Annotated in this window: 18 protein-coding genes and 1 tRNA gene; 16 read left to right on the top strand and 3 right to left on the bottom strand. The window is 38.7% G+C overall.

The features are described 5' to 3' along the window. The first annotated feature begins 13 nt into the window (after positions 1–13). Entirely contained in the window at positions 14–1,900 is a 1,887-nt protein-coding gene (mnmG, locus tag H9W84_RS06520; RefSeq protein WP_239742527.1) for a tRNA uridine-5-carboxymethylaminomethyl(34) synthesis enzyme MnmG, read from the top strand. 83 nt (positions 1,901–1,983) lie between these two features. Beyond that, positions 1,984–2,940, top strand: a complete 957-nt coding sequence (locus tag H9W84_RS06515; protein ID WP_239742524.1) for an AEC family transporter — start codon at positions 1,984–1,986, stop codon at positions 2,938–2,940. 36 nt (positions 2,941–2,976) lie between these two features. Here the strand turns inward: H9W84_RS06515 and H9W84_RS06510 are convergent, their stop codons facing one another. Continuing rightward, positions 2,977–5,013, bottom strand: a complete 2,037-nt coding sequence (locus H9W84_RS06510; RefSeq protein WP_239742523.1) for an Lnb N-terminal periplasmic domain-containing protein — start codon at positions 5,011–5,013, stop codon at positions 2,977–2,979. 253 nt (positions 5,014–5,266) lie between these two features. Here H9W84_RS06510 and H9W84_RS06505 point away from each other — a divergent pair, with 253 nt between their 5' ends. Next, a complete protein-coding gene (locus H9W84_RS06505) occupies positions 5,267–5,557 on the top strand; it encodes a YeaC family protein (RefSeq protein WP_007116986.1) in 291 nt (96 codons plus the stop codon). A gap of 105 nt (positions 5,558–5,662) precedes the next feature. Here the strand turns inward: H9W84_RS06505 and H9W84_RS06500 are convergent, their stop codons facing one another. Continuing rightward, positions 5,663–6,976 (bottom strand): acetyl-CoA C-acetyltransferase, encoded by a 1,314-nt coding sequence (locus H9W84_RS06500; protein ID WP_239742521.1) that lies wholly within the window; start codon positions 6,974–6,976, stop codon positions 5,663–5,665. 336 nt (positions 6,977–7,312) lie between these two features. On the opposite strand from H9W84_RS06500, the gene H9W84_RS06495 reads away from it, so the two are divergent. The 4 genes from H9W84_RS06495 to H9W84_RS06480 all read left to right on the top strand — a co-directional run bounded on the left by H9W84_RS06495 (position 7,313) and on the right by H9W84_RS06480 (position 11,826). Continuing rightward, the gene (locus tag H9W84_RS06495; protein WP_239742519.1) at positions 7,313–8,695 is read left to right on the top strand and encodes a 3-oxoacyl-ACP reductase; all 1,383 of its coding nucleotides are present in this window, start codon (positions 7,313–7,315) and stop codon (positions 8,693–8,695) included. 257 nt (positions 8,696–8,952) lie between these two features. After that, complete coding sequence (locus H9W84_RS06490; RefSeq protein ID WP_239742517.1) at positions 8,953–9,849, top strand: MaoC family dehydratase; 897 nt, start codon at positions 8,953–8,955, stop codon at positions 9,847–9,849. Positions 9,850–9,973: 124 nt separating this feature from the next. After that, complete coding sequence (locus H9W84_RS06485; RefSeq protein ID WP_239742515.1) at positions 9,974–11,332, top strand: serine hydrolase domain-containing protein; 1,359 nt, start codon at positions 9,974–9,976, stop codon at positions 11,330–11,332. A 74-nt stretch (positions 11,333–11,406) separates the two neighbouring features. Then, positions 11,407–11,826 (top strand): HIT family protein, encoded by a 420-nt coding sequence (locus H9W84_RS06480; protein ID WP_239742513.1) that lies wholly within the window; start codon positions 11,407–11,409, stop codon positions 11,824–11,826. 40 nt (positions 11,827–11,866) lie between these two features. On the opposite strand, the gene modA is transcribed toward H9W84_RS06480, so the two are convergent. Beyond that, complete coding sequence (modA, locus tag H9W84_RS06475) at positions 11,867–12,808, bottom strand: molybdate ABC transporter substrate-binding protein (protein WP_239742511.1); 942 nt, start codon at positions 12,806–12,808, stop codon at positions 11,867–11,869. Positions 12,809–13,049: 241 nt separating this feature from the next. Between modA and H9W84_RS06470 the strand changes: the two genes are divergently transcribed. The 9 genes from H9W84_RS06470 (at position 13,050) to H9W84_RS06430 (ending at position 23,889) form a co-directional block, all read left to right on the top strand. Beyond that, positions 13,050–13,136, top strand: a tRNA-Leu gene (locus tag H9W84_RS06470). A gap of 318 nt (positions 13,137–13,454) precedes the next feature. Beyond that, complete coding sequence (locus tag H9W84_RS06465; protein ID WP_239742508.1) at positions 13,455–14,573, top strand: polysaccharide biosynthesis/export family protein; 1,119 nt, start codon at positions 13,455–13,457, stop codon at positions 14,571–14,573. A gap of 17 nt (positions 14,574–14,590) precedes the next feature. Then, complete coding sequence (locus tag H9W84_RS06460; RefSeq protein ID WP_239742506.1) at positions 14,591–15,022, top strand: low molecular weight protein-tyrosine-phosphatase; 432 nt, start codon at positions 14,591–14,593, stop codon at positions 15,020–15,022. A 100-nt stretch (positions 15,023–15,122) separates the two neighbouring features. After that, the gene (locus tag H9W84_RS06455; protein WP_239742503.1) at positions 15,123–17,291 is read left to right on the top strand and encodes a polysaccharide biosynthesis tyrosine autokinase; all 2,169 of its coding nucleotides are present in this window, start codon (positions 15,123–15,125) and stop codon (positions 17,289–17,291) included. 44 nt (positions 17,292–17,335) lie between these two features. After that, entirely contained in the window at positions 17,336–19,300 is a 1,965-nt protein-coding gene (locus H9W84_RS06450; RefSeq protein ID WP_239742502.1) for a polysaccharide biosynthesis protein, read from the top strand. Between the two features lie 41 nt (positions 19,301–19,341). Continuing rightward, positions 19,342–20,871, top strand: a complete 1,530-nt coding sequence (locus H9W84_RS06445) for a lipopolysaccharide biosynthesis protein (protein WP_239742500.1) — start codon at positions 19,342–19,344, stop codon at positions 20,869–20,871. Between the two features lie 12 nt (positions 20,872–20,883). Then, on the top strand, positions 20,884–21,849 hold the full coding sequence (locus H9W84_RS06440; RefSeq protein ID WP_239742499.1) for a glycosyltransferase family 2 protein: 966 nt from the start codon (positions 20,884–20,886) through the stop codon (positions 21,847–21,849). A 4-nt stretch (positions 21,850–21,853) separates the two neighbouring features. Continuing rightward, entirely contained in the window at positions 21,854–22,822 is a 969-nt protein-coding gene (locus H9W84_RS06435; RefSeq protein ID WP_239742496.1) for a glycosyltransferase family 2 protein, read from the top strand. Further along, positions 22,819–23,889 carry a glycosyltransferase family 4 protein gene (locus H9W84_RS06430; RefSeq protein WP_239742493.1) on the top strand — a complete coding sequence of 357 codons (1,071 nt, stop codon included), beginning with the start codon at positions 22,819–22,821 and terminating at the stop codon, positions 23,887–23,889. Before H9W84_RS06435 ends, H9W84_RS06430 begins: the two co-directional genes overlap by 4 nt. Positions 23,890–23,891 lie beyond the last annotated feature (2 nt).

The following is a 23,891-nucleotide window of genomic DNA, read 5'->3' as shown; positions in this document are numbered from 1 at the left end:
GATGGGTGACACGATGAAATACCCTAAAATCTACGACGTAATTGTGATTGGTGGCGGTCATGCTGGCACAGAAGCGGCGCTAGCTGCTGCGCGCATGGGTCAGCAGACGCTTCTACTTACGCATAATATTGAAACCTTGGGACAGATGAGCTGCAATCCTGCGATTGGCGGGATTGGCAAGTCGCATTTGGTGCGTGAAGTCGATGCGTTGGGTGGTGCTATGGCGCTTGCCACGGATAAAGCAGGGATTCAGTTTCGTGTGTTAAATAGCCGTAAAGGTGCCGCTGTCCGTGCCACACGCGCCCAAGCCGACCGTATTTTATATAAAGCGGCGATTCGCCATACCTTAGAGAATCAGCCAAACTTGGATATTTTCCAACAAGCGGCGGATGATATTTTGGTTGAAAGCGGTAAAGCGGTAGCCGTGGTTACCCAGTCGGGGATTGAGTTTGCTTGCGGCGCAGTGGTGTTGACCTCTGGCACTTTTTTAGGTGGTACTATTCATATTGGACTAGAAAACCACAAAGGTGGACGTGCAGGCGATCCGCCTTCCATCCGTTTGGCAGATAGATTGCGTGAGCTTAAGCTGCCGGTTGGACGCCTCAAAACAGGCACGCCCCCACGCATTGATGCGCGCACGGTAGATTTTAGTGTCATGACCGTGCAGCCAGGGGATACACCACTGCCTGTCATGTCCTATTTGGGCGATGTGTCCATGCATCCGCGCCAAATCAACTGCTATATCACCCATACCAATGAACGCACCCATGACATTATCCGCAGTGGGCTGGATCGCTCACCTATGTATTCAGGGGTGATTGAAGGCATTGGTCCCCGTTATTGCCCATCGATTGAAGATAAAATTCATCGGTTTGCTGATAAAGACAGCCATCAGATTTTTATTGAGCCTGAAGGGTTGACCACCCATGAACTTTATCCCAATGGGATTTCAACAAGTCTACCATTTGATATTCAGTTGGCTTTAGTACGCTCCATGAAAGGACTGGAAAACGCGCACATCTTGCGTCCTGGCTACGCAATTGAATACGATTATTTTGACCCACAAAATCTTAAACCAAGCCTTGAGACCAAATCGATTGACAACCTATTTTTTGCCGGTCAAATCAATGGAACGACAGGGTATGAAGAAGCCGCTGCGCAAGGTATCTTAGCTGGGTTAAATGCTGCACGTCGCACCCAAGGACTGGATGCTTGGACACCGCGCCGCGACCAAGCCTATATTGGTGTGTTGGTAGATGATCTCATCACCAATGGAACCAAAGAGCCGTACCGTATGTTTACCAGTCGTGCCGAATACCGTCTACTGCTACGGGAAGACAATGCCGATCAACGCTTGACAGAAATTGGGCGTGACTTAGGACTGGTGGACGATGCGCGCTGGCAAGTGTATAGCGATAAAATGACAGCGATTGAGCAAGAAACCGCACGTTTGCGCTCGCTTTGGGCAACGCCCACTAATACGCTGGGTCAATCATTTATCGATAAAACCGGCGAAGTATTGACCAAAGAGAATAACGCGCTTGATTTGTTAAAACGTCCAAACGTATCATTTGATGATATTAGCGAATTGACCGAATCTCCGGTGTCTGCCGAAGTGGGTGAGCAAATTGAAATTGGTGTCAAATACGCCGGTTATATCGATCGTCAGCAAGTTGAAATCGGTCAGATGAAAAAACTTGAACACACGCTGATTCCAGAGGATTTTACTTATCATGATATCTCTGGGCTTTCCAATGAAATCGTGCAAAAACTTGAAAAGGTGCGCCCAACGACGCTTGCCCAAGCCAGTCGCATTAGCGGCGTCACGCCAGCTGCGGTACAGCTTTTGGCCATGATGATTAAAAAAAGCAAAAAAGCGCGTGAAGTGCTAAGCTCTTAACTTTAACCCATGCTACATAAGTCCCATGGTATTGGTATGTGCCAAACTTGGGACTTTTTTATTTTCTACTCAAAAAAATTATTATGCTAACTGCCTTTCTCTTTGCGCTAAAAATTACCTTGCCCAATATCTTGCTGATGTTATTGGGAGTGATGATGCAAAAAAAACAAACCATCAACCAGTCGTTTGTTGAAATCGCCTCTGATATGGTCTTTAATTATTGCCTGCCATGTTTGCTATTTTTTAGTATTCTAAAAAGTGACATTCATTTTGCGGAGCAGGTCGATTTGATTAAATCGGGATTGATGGTCACTTTTGGGCTGTTTTTTCTCGGTGAGCTATTTGCCTATTTTTTTGTCAAAGATAGCCGCGATAAAGGTGTGTTTGTACAAGGCGTCTTTCGCAGTAACATGGCGATTATGGGACTGGCGACTGTGACCAACGCCTATGGTAGCCAAGGCGTGAGTATCGGTGCGGTTTATATGGGTCTTTTAACCATTGTGTATAATGTGTTATCTGTGATTAGCCTAAGCAGAAATGACAACAACAGCCAAGGCGTGGTTAAAAAAGCCATCACCATGACCAAAAAAATCGGGCAAAATCCGTTAATTATCGCATTGGTATCGGCGTTTGCTTATCGGTTATTGCAGCTGCCAATGCCGCCTGAATTTATCATCAAAACAGGCGAGTTATTGGCGGCGGTAGCGTTACCGTTGGCTTTGATTTGTGCAGGCGCGACACTCGATATCAAGTCGATGCTCAATATGACAGGGGTATCTATGCAGGCTAGCATCGGTCGAATTATTGTAGCGCCTATCACCGCAGTCGTGGTGGGTGTATTGATGCAGTTATCACCGATACAAATGGGCGTGATGTTTATTATGGTAACATCGCCTGTTGCTGCTGCCAGTTATGTGATGGCTCGCAGCATGGGCGGCAATGAAATATTAGCGGCCAATATTTTAGGATTTACCACCGTGTTTTCTATGTTTAGTCTAGCCATCGGCATGGCGTTGTTGCGCCATTTTGGCTTGGCGTAGCACAAAATTGGCTAGGCGTAGATTATTCAAAATAGATTATTCAAAATAGTGTAGCCATTTTAACGCAACTTCATCAACGTTATCGATAATGTCAGACTTCGGCAACCATTCACGGCTAGCGATAACCCGAATCGCATTGGTTTGATTGATATCATATTGACTACCAATACTGAGTTTGGGCTGCCAGTAGCTTTCGTTATCGCTATCGCCACTTATCCAAAACGGCAGTGTTAATTCCGATATCGCGCGCCAATTTGGACGCAATTCTGCATTGCATCCAATATTGACGCCAAGCCCAGCGCGATAACCATGATATAAGCCCTTACCAAACTGCGCTGCAATAGTGCCCAAGCCATAGCAAATATTGGCGGGCATATCGCCTGTGTCTGGGGCAGCGCTACCTAGTGCCACGCTTTTACCAAATTCACCGCTGATATTTGCGACCAAATGATTGTCTGTAGCGCTGCGGTCATCTTTGTTGCTACTGCTGATACCCTTGATGCCATCAAAGACTCGCTGTAAGCCAATATTGCCACCCCATGAAATACCTTTTTTCGCGCTATTAATCGGATGCAATGAACGCACATCAAATAATCCTAGCTGCTCAAGTTGTACGGTATCTTGATGGTCGGCGTTGTCATGGATGCTAAGACCCATACTCAATGCAGTCAATTGTGAGCCTATGGGATAGCCATCAATTTTATCTAACGCATCACGATACACCATGCGATAATTTAAAGTGACAGCCTGGTTGCTGTCTAATTTAGGTCGTCCACTGACCCTATCAAACGACTGCTGACTAACTCCGATATCAAATCGACTTAAAGGATTAGCCAATACAGAATTATCGCGGCTAGGCAATATCTGAGAACTTAACGCTATATCTTGATGGGGATTGTTAAAAGCCTTGGGATGATTTGCCGCGCTGCGGGCATTTAATTGAGCCTGCACAATAGTCGGTGCTGAAGGACTAAAATTGGTAGAGCGAATCAAATTTTCTTGGTTTAACATGCGTACCACTTGGGCGGGGGAAACCATTGGGGAGTCAGTCACTAAAAAATTTTTATCGGGAAAAATAGAATTTAGTAACACCAAAATTTCAGAGGCGCAATTATCGGATAACAGATAATAGGGCAAGTTTTGGTCTTTGATTTCCCAAGTTCGATAGGCAAGTTGTTTAACCTGTTTATCGGTAAGATTGAGCTGATATTGCCATACATTGCGCCCATTATCTTGCAAATATTCTTTAATACCTTGCTGATAATTGGTCATGGTAAATTCGCCCGCATTGCCACCGATACTGGATTTGTAAGCAAATTTTAAAAAATGCTCACCGTCAGTGACTTTCGGGGTGAAGTTCAAATAGTATTGATTGCTAAGGTCGGCATTATCAAACCGCAAAAAACTATGGGCAAACGCAGACGGTGGGCTATCTAAATACTCACTGGCAAAAATTAATGAGACGGATTGGGGATTGATTTTTTGTAGCCATGAATCGAGCGTATCACAATGTTGATGGGGTAGGCTTGAGGTATCGATGGCTAAGTTTTCAATGAGCCACTGTGTACGAGCGGGAAAGCGACATTGGACAGAGGCATTATTTTTTTGGGTAGGGTGAAATAACTGTGTGAGGATTTCATCAAGTTCTGCTTGTGGATTTTTGGCACCTTGCGCGCTGGCAAAAAATTGTCGTTGGCTCGCTTGTGAGTTAAAACGATTGTTGATCCGACTTTCAAAGGGCTGTTTTGTGGTGACTGTTTCAGGATAATACAACAACCGCAGCCACGCTTTTTGCGAAGCTAAGTTTTGCTCATGGGCGGATGTTAATGCCGTTTGCAGCGTTTGGGTAGCGGTAATAGGCGTCGGCGTAGATGGGGCTGTATCTGACGAAAATTGCTGAGCGGGCGCAGGTGATACATGTGACACAGGCGCTGCGAACGCATAATGTTGAGCGGATATTAGGCTCAATACAAAGACTGCTTTAGCTAACTGCTTTTGATTAAAAGCTGTTTTCTTTTGATTAAAAACACGGGTTACAGCGTGTTGATGATAGCTGTATTTGAGAGAGTTCATAGGGGTACTCTTTTTTTATAAGGTAAATTTTTATAAGGTAAATTTTCACAACTTTTGATAAGCAAAGCATATAATATCTGTGTGCAAATTAATATTGCCCAATTTGTAATCATATCATTGTAGGCAGCTAGCCGGCTATAAGACGACTTGCCAAATAGATTTTATCCGCTTAATTTGCTATAATTTTTTAATTATTTAGCAAAATTTTTTTAAACTATTTTGATTTATTCAAGGGTATAAGGACAATTCAGTCATGGATAAACAAGCGATTTTATCAGCGTTAACGCCTGAAATTGTTGAAAAATTTCGTCAAGCGATTTCGCTTGGCAAATGGGAAGATGGTCGAAAGTTGACGGAAGAACAGCGTCAAACTTGTATGCAAGCGGTGATGGTGTGGGAGCATGAATTTTTGGGCGTCGAAGAGCGCACTGGCTATATTCATCGTCCAAAAAAAGCGGCAGAAGACTGTGATATCGGTCATGATCATCACTACCCAAATAAACCGGAGGACGAGGACGGTGAAAAACCGATTAAATTTAGTTAGCCGATAAAAAAGGCGAGTGCATTATCTCGCCTTTTTTACACTATTTTTTTAAGTACTTATTTATCAGTTATTTGAATACTAAGTACTTAAGTATTAGCTACTTGATTATTTTTCTAAAATGGCAACCACACCTTGTCCGCCCGCCGCACAGATAGAAATCAGCGCACGACCTGACCCTTTTTGATCCAGTAATTTAGCGGTGCTGGCAAGAATGCGACCACCGGTTGCGGCAAACGGATGCCCTGCAGCAAGTGATGAGCCATTTACGTTGAGTTTACTGCGGTCAATCGCGCCAAGTGGTTTATCAAGACCTAAGCGTTCTTTACAAAAACTTTCGTCTTCCCATGCAGCAAGTGTAGACAATACCTGTGAGGCAAATGCTTCATGAATTTCATAATAATCAAAGTCTTGCAGCGTCAATCCTGCACGTTCCAACATACGTGGGACAGCATAGGCAGGTGCCATCAATAAGCCTTCTTTAACGCCTTTTTTACCTGTAAAATCAACCGCAGCGGTTTCTTGGTAGGTGAGATAAGCAAGCGGTTTTAATCCATTCGCTGCAGCCCACTCATCCGTCCCTAATAACACACAAGACGCGCCATCGGTCAGCGGCGTTGAGTTGCCCGCCGTCATGGTTGGGTTGGCATTTTTCTTACCAAATACGGGTTTTAATGACGCCAATTTTTCTAACGAAATATCAGGACGTAGATTATTGTCGCGTGTTAAACCCTTAAATGGCGTGATTAAATCATCAAAAAAACCCTCATCGTACGCACGTGCCAAGTTTTTATGGCTATTAAAGGTAAACTCATCTTGTGCTTCACGGGTGATCGCCCATTCAAGGGCAGTGATGGCTTGGTGCTCACCCATTGATAATTTGGTACGAGGTTCACCATTTTGCGGTGCATCAATCAAGTCTTTTGGATTAATGCTTAATAATGCTTGCAAGCGATCTTTATTGGTTTTGGCATTATTAAGTTTTAACAGCGCTTTACGCAGCCCATCACCAATACCTAAAGGGGCATCAGAAGTGGTGTCAACACCACCTGCAATCCCTGAATCAATCAGCCCCAAGGCGATTTTATTGCTCACCGCGAAAGCGGCTTGTAGTCCCGTACCACACGCTTGTGACACATCATAAGCAGGCGTTTGTGGACTTAATGCCGTACTTAACACACATTCACGGGTGAGATTGATATCACGGCTTAATTTAATGACCGCGCCTGCCACCACTTCACCCAAGCGTTTATCTTGTAAGTTATAGCGTTCCACCAAGCCATTAAGCGCAGCCGTCAACATTTCAGAGTTGCTGACATTGGCGTATTGGCCATTTGAGCGGGCGAACGGAATACGGTTGCCACCTAAAATAGCGACCTTTTTGCCAGCAGGCTGGTGAGTGGGCTGTTGAAAATTGTCCATAGAAAAGTCCTTTTGAGCAATCAATTAAAAAAATTGGATAAACTTAAACCAAATAACTTTTTAAAAATAACGAAATCTTTTAAAAATAACTAAACTTTTTAAGTTATAGTGATGTTACCATAAAACTTAGACAAAAATATCGTCTAAAGATATACATATAACGATAATTTATATAAATCAATAAAACCAATAAAATTTTATTTGATATGACTGTTCAACGTTACTTGATTGGTATAAAATTTACACAGTAACTGTCTTTAATTGACTGTCTAACTCACTTTTTAATTGAGCCTTATCTAATAGCCTAAGCAAAACTAACTATTCAAAGGAGTCCTTATGTCAGACCATTATTCCGAATTCGTTCAAAATCCATTGGGACGTAAGATTGCCCAAAACTTGGGTCTACCAATGCCAATTAGTCTTGAACGTTATAAAGACGAGCAAGCACCTATTACCGGTAGTGTCATTTTTGGGGCCAGTGAAAACGCTGTCTTGGCAAATGACATCGCCAAAGTATTAGCCAATGTGCAAGCAGATGTCTATCTAGACGCCAATGAGTCAGCGCGTGATGCTTTACAAAATGCGACGATTGACGCCGAGCAGTTCGGCGCGAATCAATATTATAAAGTGGCTATTTTCGATGCTTCAGGTATCAACACAACCCATGAGCTGAAACAAGTTTATAACTTTTTCCATCCGATTGCGCGTTCGATTGACCGCTCAGGTCGGATTATCGTTATTGGTTTGCCACCTGAAAAATGTACCAGTATCGCACAGGCAGCAGCCCAGCGTGCTTTAGAAGGATTTGTCAAATCCGTCGGTAAAGAGTTTAAGCGCGGTATCACAAGCCAGCTTATCTATGTAGACCCAAATGCGGCGCAAAACCTTGAATCTACTTTACGTTTTTTTGCCTCACCGCGTTCTGCTTATGTGTCAGGACAAGTGGTGAGAGTGGGTGAAGGCAACCCAGTCACGGTTGATTGGCAAAAACCTTTAAAAGATAAAACACTGGTGGTGACTGGTGCGAGCCGAGGTATTGGCGAAGCCATCGCAAAGGTATTATCGCGTGATGGCGCACATGTCATCTGTGTCGATGTGGCTGCACAGCAATCTGACTTGCAAAAAGTAGCAGGCGAGATAGGCGGCTCTACTTTAACATTAGATATCACCGCCGATGATGCCGGTGAAAAAATAGCCGCAGCGGCAGCCAAACGTGGCGGCTTAGATGGTATTGTGCACAATGCAGGCATAACCCGTGACAAGACATTGGCAAAAATGGATGATAACATGTGGGATGCCGTCATGAACGTCAATCTCAATGCGGAAGAAAAAATTGATGATTATTTACTCAGTCATGACAGTTTCAATGAAAACGCGAGAATTGTATGTGTATCATCCATTAGCGGTATTGCGGGCAATTTGGGACAGACAAATTATGCCATGAGCAAAGCTGGCGTGATTGGTGCGGTACAAGCGACTGCGCCTACGTTGAAGAACGGTATTACCATCAACGCGGTAGCGCCAGGATTTATCGAAACCCAAATGACGGCTGCCATACCTTTTGCGATTCGAGAAGCAGGTCGCAGGATGAACTCAATGAGCCAAGGCGGTTTGCCGATTGATGTGGCTGAGACCATTGCTTGGCTGGCTTGCCCCGCATCGGGCGGCGTCAACGGCAACATTGTCCGCGTCTGTGGTCAAAGTGTGTTAGGTGCTTAATTTCGACGTTGTAAAAAAAATCAGTATCGAAAACATCGCTACTGATTTTTTTTCATCATTTTTTCTAAGTCAAACTTAAACTAAGCTTTATGCAAAAAATCAACAATTAGATTGTGACATTCGATTATAATAAACTAAGCGCTCAGATTTTTAGATCTGACGGTAATGAAAAGTAATGGAATATACCCGAACACTATCTAATCAAATAGCCATTTTTTGGCTCGAGCTTAAAAAGTAAAAAAGTAAGGACAGTCTGTATGTCAGACCAAAATTTTAGTCGTTTGCCAAAGCCGCACACCACCTATGCCAATATTATCAAAAGTTTTTTACCCATTGGCGACCAAGACAAATCAGCCAATGCGGTGCTGCCTAATGCTACTTATAGTGTCAATACGCTTGAAATCGACCATGATAACTTAGCCGATTACCGCAGAATTTGTGGTTTTGAAAACAATAGCTACGTGCCGCCGACGTATTTTGCGGTGCTGTCGCAGTCGTTACAGATGAACATGATGGTCAAAGAGCCATTTCCCTTTGCCATGCTCGGCTTGATTCATGTGCAAAACAGTGTTACCCAATATCGGCGCATTAAAGATAGCGCAATTTTTAAAATGGCGGTGAGCTTTGCTAACCTGCGCGACCATGATCGTGGTAAGCAATTCGATTTTGTGACTAAAGTTTTTGAAAAAGATGAGCTGGTTTGGGAAGGGACTTCGACGTATTTATCACGCCAAAAAAGCAAAAAAACGACTCACAAAGCATCGACGACGCAAGTAGAACCCAAGCCCACACTTGATGACAATGATATGCATGAGTTTTGGGAAATTCCCGAAGATATTGGGCGTCGCTATGCATTTATCTCTGGGGATTTTAATCTGATTCATTTGCATCCTTTATCTGCCAAGGCATTTGGTTTTCCAAAGGCCATTGCCCATGGTATGTGGACAAAAGCAAAATGTTTGGGTGCGTTGGGCGATTTACCAGAGAGCTTTACCTGTGATGTAACGTTTAAATTGCCGATTTTTTTGCCCTCTGAGGTAGAGTTTATCGCAAAATTTGATAATCGTGACGAGCAAGTGGATTTTGGTGTGTATGATCCCGCTACACCAAAAGCCAATTTGATAGGGAAAATCACCCAAGCGCAGGCTAAATAATAGCGATAAAAAAGCGACAGAAAAATTTCAATAAGGGTTCAATGTTAAGCGGCTATTTTTTTAGCAGGGTGTTTTTTAGCACAATGATTTTTAGCAAATGGTTTTTTAGGATGCTATTGAAGCAATGAAGGATTTAATGGATTATCAAGCGCTCAATCAAAACCTAGCACAACTGTTATCAAAATTTGATCTTAATCAAAAGGTAGGTGGCTGCAGTCTTGTCATTTTTCATCAAGGTAAAGCGGTCACTCAACTGGCTCATGGCGTAGCAAATATTGATAAAACTAACCAGCAAGTTACCCCTTGGCAGCCATCCACTCTATCGCTGAATTTTTCGACAGGCAAGGGAATACTGGTTACGTTGATTCATATTTTAGTGAGTCAAAACTTTTTAGCGTATGACAAAACTCTAGCTAGCTATTGGCCAGCATTTGCCCAAAATGGCAAAGATAGCGTCACTTTACGCGATATACTAACGCACGAATCGGGATTATTTAATATTGTCAGTATTACCGAACACGCCAAAGACATGCTAGATTGGCAACTGATGCTTAGCAATGTTGAGCAAATGGCGTTGAATAGTCCAACTAATACGCATAGTTCAGGTAATAGTTCAGCTAATAAGAAGCAGCCTGTTGATCAATCAACCGAATCTAGCACGGCTTCCAATGCGGATTCCAGTGCGGCTTATAGCGCCTTGGTATCCGGTTGGCTATTGGGTGGGCTGATTGAAAAAGTAACGCGATTACCGCTGCAGCAAGCCCTAGAGTATTATTTATTGGAACCGCTTAATTTGGTCGGTCAAGCCTACTTTGGGGTACCCAAAGACAAAGTCGAGCAGGTTGCCGGTCAAATACGTGCCAAAGAGACTCAGGCCAAGCCTTTACTCACTCAAGATACTGACTTAACGCTACGATTTTATCAATCATTGCCTTTTTACCCCGCTTGGTTGAAATTGTCTCAATCAGGCTCTCCTTTGACGACGCAAGCAATTAACGCGCTCTATTTTCAACCTGCTAATATCAATATCGAAGACTATAAATCTGCGCTGGTACCCATCGGTAGCAGACAATTTAATTATTATCACCCTGTCACCCTGCAGGCGAAAATTCCTGCCGCAAATGGAGTAGCCAGCGCGATAGCGTTGGCAACAGTCTACGCTATGCTTGCAAATCGCGGCGTTTGGCAAGGTAAAACGCTAATAAATTCTGCTGTTTTTAAGGCGCTTTCAACCATTCACAATGAGCAATTTGACAAAATCATGCCAGCGGTCATGGCATGGCGACTCGGTTATCATCGCGTGTTTAGTCTGTTTCATGATGTGTCTGATGCATTTGGACATATGGGTTACAACGGGTCAATGGCCTGGTGTGATCCCAGCCGCGCATTAGCAGTCAGCTTTGTACATAATTATGATGTCACTATGTTGGGTGATGATCGACAATTTATCTTGAATGAAACCATATTAGATTTTTTTGCTTAGCCCACCTAATTGCTGAGGCCTGTTTGTTAGTCTCGTTTTTTAGTCTGTTTTAAATAAGAGAAGGAATGTAATCAATGCCGTATGACACTCAAAATATTTTTGCCAAAATTCTTCGTGGTGAGATTCCTAGCCATAAAGTTTATGAAGATGATAAAACGCTTGCCTTTATGGATATCATGCCGATGGCAGAAGGGCATGTTTTAGTGATTCCAAAATGTGAAGCCGTTGAATTGTCGGATATGCCAGCAGATTACATTGCGGCAGTTTTTAGCGCCGCGCAAAAAGTCATGGCAGCGCAGCGCAAAGTATTTAATCGCCAAGGTATTGTGCAGATGCAGTTAAATAATGCTGAGGCAGGACAATCGGTATTTCATTACCACGTTCATTTGATTCCAAGCAGTATTTATCATCTTGGATTGCATGAAAATCGTCAAGGCGATCATGAGCGTCTAGCAGCGCTGGCTAATCAATTAAAATCAGCGATTGCAAATTAATTCGCGACTTGCAAGTAGCGGATAATTAACACCCAACCCCCTATTTGCAAGCAGGTAAGATAGTTGTCGAGGTACAAATCGGTAAAAACCCCGCATCGGTTAAAACATCTTGTGCTTTTACCGACTTTAGATAATCCACAAAAATTTGACTGGTGTCAGGTTGATTCAAAATAATGCCATCTTGCAGAATTGGCGGATAACTATTTTTAGGCAGTATCAAATAGTTATTGCTTAGCGTATTCACATTTTGCAGGGCAATGTTATTGGGTTTATTCAATACTTGCGAGAGGCTTACAAATCCAAAATCTGCTTTCCCACTATCCGTTAACGCAAAAGTTTCATCTAGGGTATTGGTATAAATAATCTTGGGCTTGATATTATTATAAAGGTTTTGATTGACCAACCAGGCTTCTGCTGCCACCCCATAAGCTAAATTCTCTGGATTGGCTATCGCTAAACTAAAGGGTTTATTGTCGAGCATCAACTGATCGAGCGTGGTAGTAGGGCTAATGTCCATAGGGTATTTATGACTATAAAGCACTAACTGACCACGGGTATAAGTAAAAGGCGAAGATTTAACACCCTTAACACTGGCAAGCATTTGCTTTGGGTAAGTCTGGTTACCCGATAAATAAATATCAAAGCTTTGGGGATTGGCATTTACCGTATCATACAGCGCAGTATTAGGCGCAAAAGTAATTTGAATCTTTATATTCGGATAATTATGGTTAAAATCTGATACCAAAATCGGCAATACCATGCGAAGATTGGAAAAAGCGGCAATACGTAGAGTTTCAGTCGCTTTGGGTGAAGAGGCAACAGGCGCATTGGTTGAAATTGTTTTGGCAGGTTCTTTGCTAGATTGGTTATTGGCCGCCGTTGAATTTTGATTGTTATTAGGAGAATTACAACCCGCCATTAATGCTGTGACAATAAATAGCATCCTATTGAAAAAGTTCGAGGCAGGTTGATTGAAAGTCATAAATTAACAAATTTTACCCTAGTTTTAGCGATATTATGATTAAGTGGCGGGCAAGAATACTATACAAAGTAGTAAGTGAGTGTGTAAAAAACGTATCGATTTTATTGAAAAATTATTTTTTACGTATTTTTTGTTTTGAGGGAGAAATAATTGAAAAAGTTGTTGCAAAAAAAAATAAAGTTGCTAAAATACCACCCCACATAGCCAATTAGAGATAAACTAAAAAGCTATAGCCATCTATGCCAGTGTGGTGAAATTGGTAGACACGACGGATTCAAAATCCGTTGCCTTTAAAAGCGTGTCGGTTCGAGTCCGACCACTGGTACCAAATTAAAGCTCCTAATTACAGGGGCTTTTTTTTTGAACTAAAATTGCTGGATAAAAATTTAACGTATGAATGATTAAGGTATTATTTTTAATTGTTTATCAAGCAAATCTATAATGCTATAATGGATTAAATATTATTTAAAATAAGAGTTAACGCTTTTTTCAATAGTTAACATGATAAAGTGATATGTCATGATGACCATTTCGCTTACTTAAATTTACAAAATTTACAAGCGTGTAGCATTAAACTTTTATTACAATTACGCACCATATTGGTTAATACTGTTAGATTTTGCTTTTTATTCTACGAGATTGTCACATGTTAGCAAAGCTCATAAAACTATCGCCTTTATTATTAGTTATATCTATTAGCGCCTGTAGTTCTAAAACCGCTATTACTAGTGGAATGTATTCGGGTAAACTGCCAGAAGTCATGACGCCAGATCAACCTGTTTCATTTGTTGCAGATAATGGTATACGATTTAATGTGGCTGAGTTAAGTGTAAACAATATACCCGCTCCTGATATTTTTGCTAAAAGAACGGTCTCTTTTCCTCCATTGACAAGAGGCGGGGGTGTATATAATCGTATTGCTAGGGGAGATGTATTAGGAATTAATCTTCCGGGATATCCTGAAGTTGTCGGTACTAGTTCAGCAGCAGGTAATAGCATTTACGGCAGTGGCTTTTTAGTTGATCAAAGCGGTTATATTCAATTTCCAATGATAGGACGAATAAAAGCAGAGGGGCTTACAGTAGCTGAACTCACTAGTCAATTAACTATTCGTTTATCACGTTATCTTAAACATCCAGATCCACAAGTTCGTGTACTTTCCTACCGTGGTAATAAATTTTATGTTGATGGGCAAGTAAAATCGCCTGGGCAATATGACATTGCGGATCAGCCAGTCAATCTGTATACGGCAATCAGTATGGCAGGCGGTACCATTAATACCTCAGATACAAATAACATTCAGCTGATACGCGACGGTAGAAGCTATAACTTTGGTTTTAAATCACTACAAAATGCCGGGTACTCGCCAAATTCGCTATATTTGAGAAATGGCGATACCATCAAGGTCGGTGATATTACCAATCATAAAGTCACGGTAATGGGTGAGTTTACCAAACCCAGTACTATCCAAATTCCTGAGAATGGATTAAGTTTGATTGGTGCGATTGGGGAGGCCAATGGTATGGTGCCCACCTCTGCAAATGCCAAAAAGGTATACGTACTAAGAGAAAATAGCTACCAAAACGAGTCAAATATCTATCATATTGATTTAACCTCCATTACAAATTTTTCGGTTGCAAATCGATTTAAAATGCAGCCGGGAGATGTCGTATATGTAGATCCAACAGGTCTGACGCGTTGGAATCGTGTAATCAGTCAAATCTTACCATTCTCTTCAATTACAAATATTGCTAGAAGCTTTTAACCGCATGGAAATTAACGATGTCATTTAAAAAAATTTTAGTGGTATGCGTCGGTAATATCTGCCGTAGTCCTATCGGTGAAGCGCTATTACAGCAGCAGCATCCTAATTTGACTGTAAAATCAGCGGGATTAAGTGCATTAGTGGGCGAAGGGGCCGATGAGAAAGCCATTCAAGTTATGGATGAATGGAATATTGATATTCGTAGTCATCGGGCCCAGCAGCTTACCCAAGAATTGATGCAAGCATTTGATTTAGTACTGTGTATGTCCAAAGATCAAGAGAATTGGATGAAACAAAATTACTCAAGCCAACGTGGCAAAGTATATCGCATTGGTCATTGGATAAATGAGAATGTAGCCGATCCTTATAAACTACCCATTGAGAAATTTTATGAAAGCCGCGAATTGCTCAATAAAGCCGTAGAAAGTTGGAAGGATAAATTAGCGTAAATTCTGACGCTAGCCAGTTTTTCGAAATTATAAGAAAGATTTATTTATTCTGTAACAATTAAAATGTATTTTATCGTAGTTTAGCATCAAGTGAGTAAGCATGGATCAGAAAGTAAATGATGATGAAATTGATTTAAGAGCGTTAATCGCAGTTTTGTTAAATCACTGGAAATTAATTGTATCAATGCTGTTACTTGGTTTATTAGGCGGTCTCTATTATGCCCAATCGGCAACGCCAATTTATAAAACCAACTCATTGATCCAAGTTGACAAAAAATCCTCAGGCGTTTCTGCGTTAGGTGAGGATGTTGCCGGACTTCTAAACGCTCAAGATGGTTCTGCGCAAACAGAAGCAGAAATCATTAATTCTCGCATGATTCTTTGGCCTGTTATCAATCAATTGCATTTGGATTTAACTGTCAATCAACTTAAAGACAGTTTTTTAGACAAATTACTGATCAAGAAAAACTCTTTAGTTAGTCATACAGACAATGGGGTGGGTAATTTAAAGATTGGATTGTGGATAGCTGAATTTAATGTACCATTAGCTTATCAAAACAAGAATTTCGTGTTGACAGCAATTGACAGCCAAAATTTTAAACTGATTTCGCATGATGGCACTGAATTTACCGGTAAAGTTGCAACGGCATCGCGTTTCAAAACGAGCGCAGGTAATATTGATATTCAAGTCACCTCATTAGCCCCGGGTTATTCTTATAACTTGAGTAAACTTACACCCGCTAGGGCGATAGATAACCTTAGAGCAAATCTTGCGGTGGCTGAAAAAGGTAAACAAACAGGCATTCTAGACGCTTCACTTACAGGCGCTAATCAAGATGAAATCACTAATACCTTAACGCGCATCGTTAAAATGTATGAAACGCAAAATCTTGATAAAAGTAGCGCGGAAACGACTAAAACACTTGCATTTATGCAAGAGCAACTGCCTAAACTCAAATCAAAACTTGCCGAAGCAGAAGCAAAATTTAATAATTTCCGTGAGCAAAATGCGACAGTTGATATAGATAAAGAAGCGGAATTGGCGGTCACACAAAGAGCGACAATTGAAACTAATCTACGTGAGCTTGAGCTAAAACGAGCAGAATTATCCGAGCGTTATACGGATGAATACCCAGTATTAAAGCAATTAAATATGCAAATACAAGAGCTAAAAGACAAAGAAGACGCTCTTGAACAAAATATCACGCGTATTCCAGAGGTGCAACGTCAGTTTTTAGAGTTATCGAGTGATGTTAAGATTAGCAATGAAATTTATTTAAATATGCTCAAAAACTACGAGCAATTACAAATTGTCAAATCTGGACAATTGGGTAATGTACGCATTATAGATTTACCCATTAACACCTATGAACCTATTGCACCAAAAAAAGCGCAAATTGTTTTAATCGCCACCCTTTTAGGGTTAATGCTAGGCATCGGACTGGCCTTCTTAAAGTCATTGCTATTCGCCGGCGTGAAAAATTTGGAAGAATTAGAGAACAATACTGATGTTCCGGTTATTGGTGTCATTCCTCATTCGCCTCGATTAACGCGGTTGTTGAAAAGTAAATCAACTAAAATTCCTTTGGTTGAAAAAATTGAACCTGAAGGTATTGTTAGTGAAGGCTTTAAGTCCATTCGCACTCATTTATTGTTTAATGCAACAAAAACTGATGGCAATACGTTGTTAGTGACCAGTGCAGGACCTGGTATTGGGAAGTCATTTATTTCAGCCAACCTTGCCGTGGCGATGGCAATGACAGGCAAACGGGTACTGTTAATTGATGCGGATGCTAGGTTAGGTCATCTGCAAGATCGATTTAATTTGTCAAATATCAATGGATTGATCGATTATTTGGTTGATGATACGATTGATGCGGCTAATAGCAGCTATATGATTCAAACCACGCTATATGAAAATCTGCATTTTGTACCTAGAGGCAAAGGGCATAGCCACGCTTCAGAATTGTTTTTAGGTAGAAAAATGAAAGCATTACTCAATTTTTATCGTCAGTTCTATGATTACGTCATTATCGATACCTCACCAGTGTTGGGTACTTCAGATGCATTATCGATAGGGCAATTGGTTGATTCAGTCTTATTTGTGGCGCGTTACGATGTGTCAACTGTAAGACAAGTCAATTATTCAATTGAAAGATTACGGCGTGCGAACATCAAAGTAGAAGGGATTATTTTCAACGATGCGAAACAATCGATAATTGGTAAGTATAATGATCAGTATGGTTATGAATACAAATCAAAGAACTAATGATATAAAAATCAATCATAGCCATATTTTCTACTAGGTTTTATATGAGTAATACAACCAATGCTGCGAATGTTACTAAAGCTACTAAAACTATTAAAGTACCTTTAGCGGTTAGCGTATTATCGAATGCGATTGAACAGCCTCGCTGGCTAAAAGTAGTGAGTCTGCTGGTGATAGATTATATTGCATCTATCATTACGTTGGTTTTAGCGATTGCCTTACGCTATGCAAAATTTGACTTTCATACCAATTTGTTGTCAATTATCCTACTTGCCGCTTTACCTGTTATCTTTTTAGCGGCTACCAAGTTTTACTCGCATGTTATCCGAGTTTTTCAAGATGAGCGTATGCGCTGGGCGCTGGTAGTTTTGCTGGGTTATTTGTTAATTAGTCAAATACTGATTTTTTTAGGAGTAACCCCTGAGATTCCGCGAGCGGCGACCGCTATCCATGTTTTTTTGCTTTATTTGTGGATATGGAATAGCCGAATTGTTTTGCAATTTATTATTTCAAGAATATTGCACCCTGAATTTTATACACAAAAAAAAGAAAATGTATTGATTTACGGGGTGGGTCACGTCACTAAAGATTTGATGCATGTGCTGCATCAAACGCACCAATTTAAAATAGTTGGGATTATCGATGTCAATGATAACTTTATTGGGGCTAGGGTATTAGGGGTTAAGGTGTATCCAAAAGATAACCTGGAGTCTTTAATTACAGACTTAGAGGTTAATCATGTGTTTTTTGTGTTACCTAGCCATCAGCGTCATATCCAAGAGCGTATTGTCAAGCAGCTAGAAAACGTACCAGTTAAAATTAGTGAAATTCCAAGTTTGGAAGAAATCACCAGTGGTCGAATTAAATTATCAGATATTAAACCGGTTGATGTGCTAGATGTGCTACAACGCAATACGGTTAAACCGGATACATCGCTGCTTGCCAAGAATATCAAAGATAAAGTTGTGATGGTGACAGGAGCGGGCGGTTCAATTGGCAGTGAATTATGTCGCCAAATTTTAAAGCAGCAACCAAGAGCCCTGGTATTATTTGAACTGTCGGAGTATGCGCTTTACGCTATACATGGTGAACTACAAAAACTTGCCAAACATATTCAGCAGGAAAGACAACTACCAACTGTGACGCCGCTGTATGTGCATCTAGGTAGTGTTACTAATCAAAAACTTATTGAACTGCTATGCAACCAGTACAAGGTTCAAACCATCTACCATGCAGCCGCTTATAAACATGTCCCTATCGTCGAAAGTAACGAATACGAGGGTGTAATCAATAATTTTGTTGGTACGTTTAATACGCTACAAGGCGCAGTCAGCGCGGGTGTCGAAACCTTTGTTGCAATTTCAACGGATAAAGCCGTCCGTCCAACCAATGTCATGGGCGCGACCAAACGCATGGCAGAATTGGCATGTCAAGCGATGGCTGCAGACCAATCAACAACCACTATCAGTATGGTAAGATTTGGTAATGTATTAGGTTCATCAGGTTCTGTCGTACCGCTGTTTAATAAACAAATTGCCGCAGGCGGGCCTATCACCCTGACGCATCCAGACGTGACAAGGTATTTTATGACGATTCCTGAGGCTGCCCAGCTGGTTATCCAAGCAGGGGCAATGGCACATGGCGGCGAGGTGTTTGTGCTGGATATGGGTGAGCCAGTCAAGATTATGGACTTGGCAAAACGTATGATTACGTTGAGTGGACTTAAAGTTAAAGACCAACATAACCCTAATGGTGATATTGAAATTGTCATTGCGGGTTTACGCCCCGGTGAAAAACTGTATGAAGAGCTGATTATTGATGGGGATAATATAGAGAAGACGCAGCATCCTTTAATTATGAAAGCCAAAGAACGTTTTTATAGTTATGACGAAATCAACAATGTGATAGAGAAAATCTCTATACAAAATGTTAATGGTAAAGATACAAGTTGGTTAAGAGCACAGTTTTTAAAATACGTAGAAGGTTATCAATCGAAAAAATTGGATTGACTAAATAAATTATTATTCATAATAAATAAGATTGAATGCATATGTCTAATAAATTGATTTTTACTAATACGATAGCTTTATATTTACGTTTACTTATTACGTTAGTTGTAAGTCTGTTTACTACTCGTATTGTATTGAAAAACTTAGGCGTAGAAGATTATGGACTGTATGGCACAGTGGCAGGTATTATTGCGTTAATTGCTTTTTTGCAAAATGCGTTATCAGGTGCAACTAACCGTTTTTTTAATATTGAGATGGTAAAAGGTGACATTAAACATATTCAAAGGCTTTTTACGACGTCATTGTTTTTGCATGTCTGTATCGCGGTTTTTATTTGTTTGGCGTTAGAAATAGTGGGTGTGATTGGACTTAAATACTACATTCATATTCCAGATGGTAAGTTAGCATTAGCCAATAATGTTTTGCATTTATCTATTCTTTCATTATTAATTTTAATACTTACAATACCGTTTGAAGCGTTATTGATTGCTAAAGAAAATTTTAAAGCGTATGCGTTTATTAGTGTTTTCGAGACATTTGCAAAATTAGCAGTCGCCTATTCATTGGTGTTTTTTGCGTCAGAGAAATTGGTTTATTATGCGTTTGGGTTATTGTTATCGACCTTGTTAACTAGGTCTATATATGTATTAGTCACTAAACATTTATATCAAGAAGTGAGATTGAAGACGGGCATTGATAAAGGATTTTTAAAGCAAATTTTTAGTTTTGTAGGCTGGGATTTATATGGTAATTTTGCTGTAATTTTAAGAGCTCATGGTACTACACTCATCATGAACAACTTTTTTGGTCTAATAATGGTAGCTAGTATTCAAATTGGTAATCAGATTTTAGCAGCAGTCAGTAGTTTTTCTAACAATTTTTTAATGGCAGTTAACCCTCAAATTATGAGAAGTTATGCTGAGAATGACACTAACAGAATGAATGAAATTACAATTTATTCATCAAAATATTCTTTTTATCTGATGTTATTGATATGTGTACCTATCATTATGAATATAAATTATATTTTAAGATTTTGGTTAGGTAATCCACCACAATATGCAAGTATGATTTCAATTTTGACTTTACTTAACACGTTGCTGGCAATAATTTTCAATCCAATTATAACCCTCATACATGCTACAGGAAATGTAAGAAGAATTAGTTTAATAACGGGTAGTTTGATAATTTTAACTTTACCAATTACTTATTTTTTATTAAAAAATAAGTTTGATTATAAAGTAGTATATGTTTGTTTTATATTTTGTAGTTTGTTTGCCGGGCTGCTTAATCTCTACATTGCCAAAATTCAAGTTTTTAATTTCAATGTAAGAAAATTTATTTTTAACGTTTTATTAAATGTACTTATGGTAGCGTCACTAATTTTTCTTGTCTTATATCAAGGTTCAAAAAATATAATTGTTGATAACTTTTTAATGTTTATTTTAGTGGGATTAATTGAAGGTATTTTTGCAATAACTTTTATCTATCTTTTTGGTATAGAAAAAAAACATAAAATTTTTATCATCAAATTTTTTAAAAGCAAGTTAAAAATGAAAAATCATACTTAGAGAAAAATATAAATGAGCGTAAAGTTAAGTCTAATAATACCGATGTATAACGTTGAGAGTTATATATCTGAGTGCATTAATAGTATACAATATCAAATTACTGATGAAGTTGAAGTTATAATCATTGATGATGGTTCAACAGATAACTCAAAAAAAATACTGGATGAATTAATTTTTAATTTACCAAAAAATAAAGCTAAACAATTTAAAGTTTTTAGTCAAAAAAATCAAGGTCAAAGCGCTGCAAGAAATAAAGCACTGAATATTGCATGTGGAGAATATGTGGGATTTATTGACTCAGATGATATTTTGGATGGAAATTATATAAAAGAATTATTTAGGATAATAAATGGTTATGAGCCAGACATAATATCTATCAGAGCCGCGAGTTTTAAAAAATTAATCAATGACCAAGCTGTAATCTCTGAAATGAAACTACTAGATAAAGTTGGACTATATGACTTAACTGATGAACTGAAAATTGAAATTTTTAATAGACATTATTGGTATATATGGTCATATATTGTAAAGAGGTCCATTATTAGAAATAATAGGTTTATTTCAGGAATTTATTTTGAGGATGCAGTGTTTTTATCTTCATTGGTACTTAGATTAGATAACATTTATTTTTCTGATAAAAAAATTTATAACTATAGATATAATATGAATGGCAGCCTCCTTTCAGCTTCTTCGAAGAATGTTCAGAAAAATATTGATAGCTATAAATTTATAATAAATTATTTTTATAATGAAATAAGAAACAATAATTTCTATTCTATACCTTATGTAATTTCATTACAAACTTATTTAGCATACTTAAAAGATAAAAAAGGTATTTTTGCAATGATAAAAGCATATTATGAGTTTTTTGATTATCATAAATATGTGAACAAAAAATTACTGTTAAATAGAGGCAATTTTTTATTTTATAAATTTGGTGTTTTTTTTCTTATTTTTCTAAGTATTTTTAGGAAGTAATTATATGGTTAATTTAAGTTTAATTGTTCCTGTTTATAATGTGGAAAATTATATTATTGAATGCCTAAATTCAATTGTAAAGATTATTCCTAGTGATGGTTCTACTGAGGTAATTATTATTAATGATGGTAGTCCAGATAATTCTATTAATTTGATAGAAAATTATATCTTAAATTTAAATGATAATATAAAGAGTAATTTTCATCTTTTTAGTCAAGAAAATAGGGGTCTTAGCGGCGCTCGTAATACAGGAATAGACAATGCTAAAGGTCGATATTTAGCGTTTCTTGACTCTGATGATGTACTTCAAGGTGATTTTTTTAATGATATTTTGGCTATAATAAAGAAACATAATCCGGATATTATTGAGTTTAGAGCTATTCGCTTTGATGATAATGGCAATACATCATATTATTTCCCGAAATTATTTGATGATGGCTTTTATGATTTAGATCAAAAGATATGGAAAAAACTGTGTAATAGATCTGCATGGTACTCATGGTTAAGAGTTTATAATAAAAATTTATTTGATGATATTAAATTTCCTGAAGGAAAGAACTATGAGGATGCTTATACTACGCCTTATGTTTATTTAAAGGCAAAAAATATTTATTTTTGTAATAATGAATATATAGGTTATAGAATTAATCCGAATGGAATTACTGCAACTAAATCTATAAAAAATATAAATGATATAGGTGGAGCTGCTGAGAAGCTAATAGGCTTTTTTAACTATAGGCCCGAATTGAGCGCAAGTTTTATATCTTTAGCGCAATACTATATAGCTAATAGCTATGAAACGGAGGGCTTTTTTGTAGCCAATAAGAGATGGAAAGTTTTAAAAGAGCAATTATATACATCATCATTTGATAAAAAATATATAGTAAATCGCGGGAATAAATTTTTTTTTCTATTTGGAATATATTTTATCAGTGCAACTTTATATTCAAGAAAATTTGGTATTAAAAAATGAAAAAAATTTGTTTCCTTGTTGGTGATTTAAGCCACCCTGGTGGCACCGAAAGAGTAACAACACTAATCGCCAATGCATTAGCCCAAAAAGACTTTCAAGTATCTATTTTAAGTCTTGTGGATGGAAAGCAGCCTTTTTTTGAGCTAGTGCCGAGTATTAAAACATATTCACTTTATACCAAAAAAATTTCATTTAAGAAGAACTTTTTTGGTGCTATATGGCGTATTCGAAAGTTTGTTACACAGCATCATATAGATACTTTGGTAGTCGTAGATAGTATTTCGTGCATTTTTACTGTACCAGCTTTATTTGGTCTGAATATAAAACATATATGTTGGGAGCATTTTAATTTTAATGTTAATCTCGGAGTAAAGTATCGTGATATCGGACGCAAATGGGCAGCTAAATATTGTGACTATATTGTTACTTTGACTCATAGGGATCAAGAATTGTGGAAGAATAACTTATCTAATATAAGATCTAAAATTATAACAATTGTAAACCCTAGTACATTTGAGGGTATTGAACATATTCCTGATTTAGATTTTAAGGTTATATTAGCAGTCGGACGATATAGGTATCAAAAAGGATATGATTTGTTATTGCAGGCCTGGAGTGGAGTAACTAATAAAGAAGGATGGAAATTAGTTATTGTTGGTGAGGGGGAAGATAAACAAAAAATTATTGATCTTAGTGAGTTTTTGAAGATAAATGATACTGTAGAAATAAACTCATCAACAGATAATATTGCTAAATACTTTAAAAGTGCTTCATTTTATTGTATGAGTTCAAGATTTGAGGGCTTGCCGATGGTATTATTAGAGGCTCAAAGTTTTGGTTTACCAATAGTGTCTTTTGATTGTGATACAGGACCTGCAGAGTTGATTAGCAATGGGATTTCTGGATATTTAGTTGAGCCTGAAAATATTGAAAAGCTAAGTGATGCAATTACTAATATGATGAATTTGGATAAGGATTCTTATTTGAGGATGTGCATAAATGCTAAAGAGAATGTTAGTAACTTTAAAGTTAATGAGATCGTTAAAAAATGGTTAGCCATTCTTTAAGT

Source organism: Moraxella tetraodonis, from assembly GCF_022359095.1.
Taxonomy (GTDB): domain Bacteria; phylum Pseudomonadota; class Gammaproteobacteria; order Pseudomonadales; family Moraxellaceae; genus Faucicola; species Faucicola tetraodonis.
This window is presented reverse-complemented; position numbering and strand designations above follow the sequence as displayed.

What these genes read in the sequence shown, in the direction of transcription:
- H9W84_RS06515 (WP_239742524.1), top strand. Translation starts at nt 1,984, where the DNA reads ATGCTAACTGCCTTTCTCTTTGCGCTAAAAATTACCTTGCCCAATATC.
- H9W84_RS06440 (WP_239742499.1), top strand. Translation starts at nt 20,884, where the DNA reads ATGAGCGTAAAGTTAAGTCTAATAATACCGATGTATAACGTTGAGAGT.
- H9W84_RS06435 (WP_239742496.1), top strand. Translation starts at nt 21,854, where the DNA reads ATGGTTAATTTAAGTTTAATTGTTCCTGTTTATAATGTGGAAAATTAT.
- H9W84_RS06455 (WP_239742503.1), top strand. Translation starts at nt 15,123, where the DNA reads ATGGATCAGAAAGTAAATGATGATGAAATTGATTTAAGAGCGTTAATC.
- H9W84_RS06505 (WP_007116986.1), top strand. Translation starts at nt 5,267, where the DNA reads ATGGATAAACAAGCGATTTTATCAGCGTTAACGCCTGAAATTGTTGAA.
- H9W84_RS06430 (WP_239742493.1), top strand. Translation starts at nt 22,819, where the DNA reads ATGAAAAAAATTTGTTTCCTTGTTGGTGATTTAAGCCACCCTGGTGGC.
- H9W84_RS06450 (WP_239742502.1), top strand. Translation starts at nt 17,336, where the DNA reads ATGAGTAATACAACCAATGCTGCGAATGTTACTAAAGCTACTAAAACT.
- H9W84_RS06490 (WP_239742517.1), top strand. Translation starts at nt 8,953, where the DNA reads ATGTCAGACCAAAATTTTAGTCGTTTGCCAAAGCCGCACACCACCTAT.
- H9W84_RS06495 (WP_239742519.1), top strand. Translation starts at nt 7,313, where the DNA reads ATGTCAGACCATTATTCCGAATTCGTTCAAAATCCATTGGGACGTAAG.
- mnmG (WP_239742527.1), top strand. Translation starts at nt 14, where the DNA reads ATGAAATACCCTAAAATCTACGACGTAATTGTGATTGGTGGCGGTCAT.
- modA (WP_239742511.1), bottom strand. Translation starts at nt 12,808, where the DNA reads ATGACTTTCAATCAACCTGCCTCGAACTTTTTCAATAGGATGCTATTT.
- H9W84_RS06485 (WP_239742515.1), top strand. Translation starts at nt 9,974, where the DNA reads ATGAAGGATTTAATGGATTATCAAGCGCTCAATCAAAACCTAGCACAA.
- H9W84_RS06500 (WP_239742521.1), bottom strand. Translation starts at nt 6,976, where the DNA reads ATGGACAATTTTCAACAGCCCACTCACCAGCCTGCTGGCAAAAAGGTC.
- H9W84_RS06510 (WP_239742523.1), bottom strand. Translation starts at nt 5,013, where the DNA reads ATGAACTCTCTCAAATACAGCTATCATCAACACGCTGTAACCCGTGTT.
- H9W84_RS06460 (WP_239742506.1), top strand. Translation starts at nt 14,591, where the DNA reads ATGTCATTTAAAAAAATTTTAGTGGTATGCGTCGGTAATATCTGCCGT.
- H9W84_RS06445 (WP_239742500.1), top strand. Translation starts at nt 19,342, where the DNA reads ATGTCTAATAAATTGATTTTTACTAATACGATAGCTTTATATTTACGT.
- H9W84_RS06465 (WP_239742508.1), top strand. Translation starts at nt 13,455, where the DNA reads ATGTTAGCAAAGCTCATAAAACTATCGCCTTTATTATTAGTTATATCT.
- H9W84_RS06480 (WP_239742513.1), top strand. Translation starts at nt 11,407, where the DNA reads ATGCCGTATGACACTCAAAATATTTTTGCCAAAATTCTTCGTGGTGAG.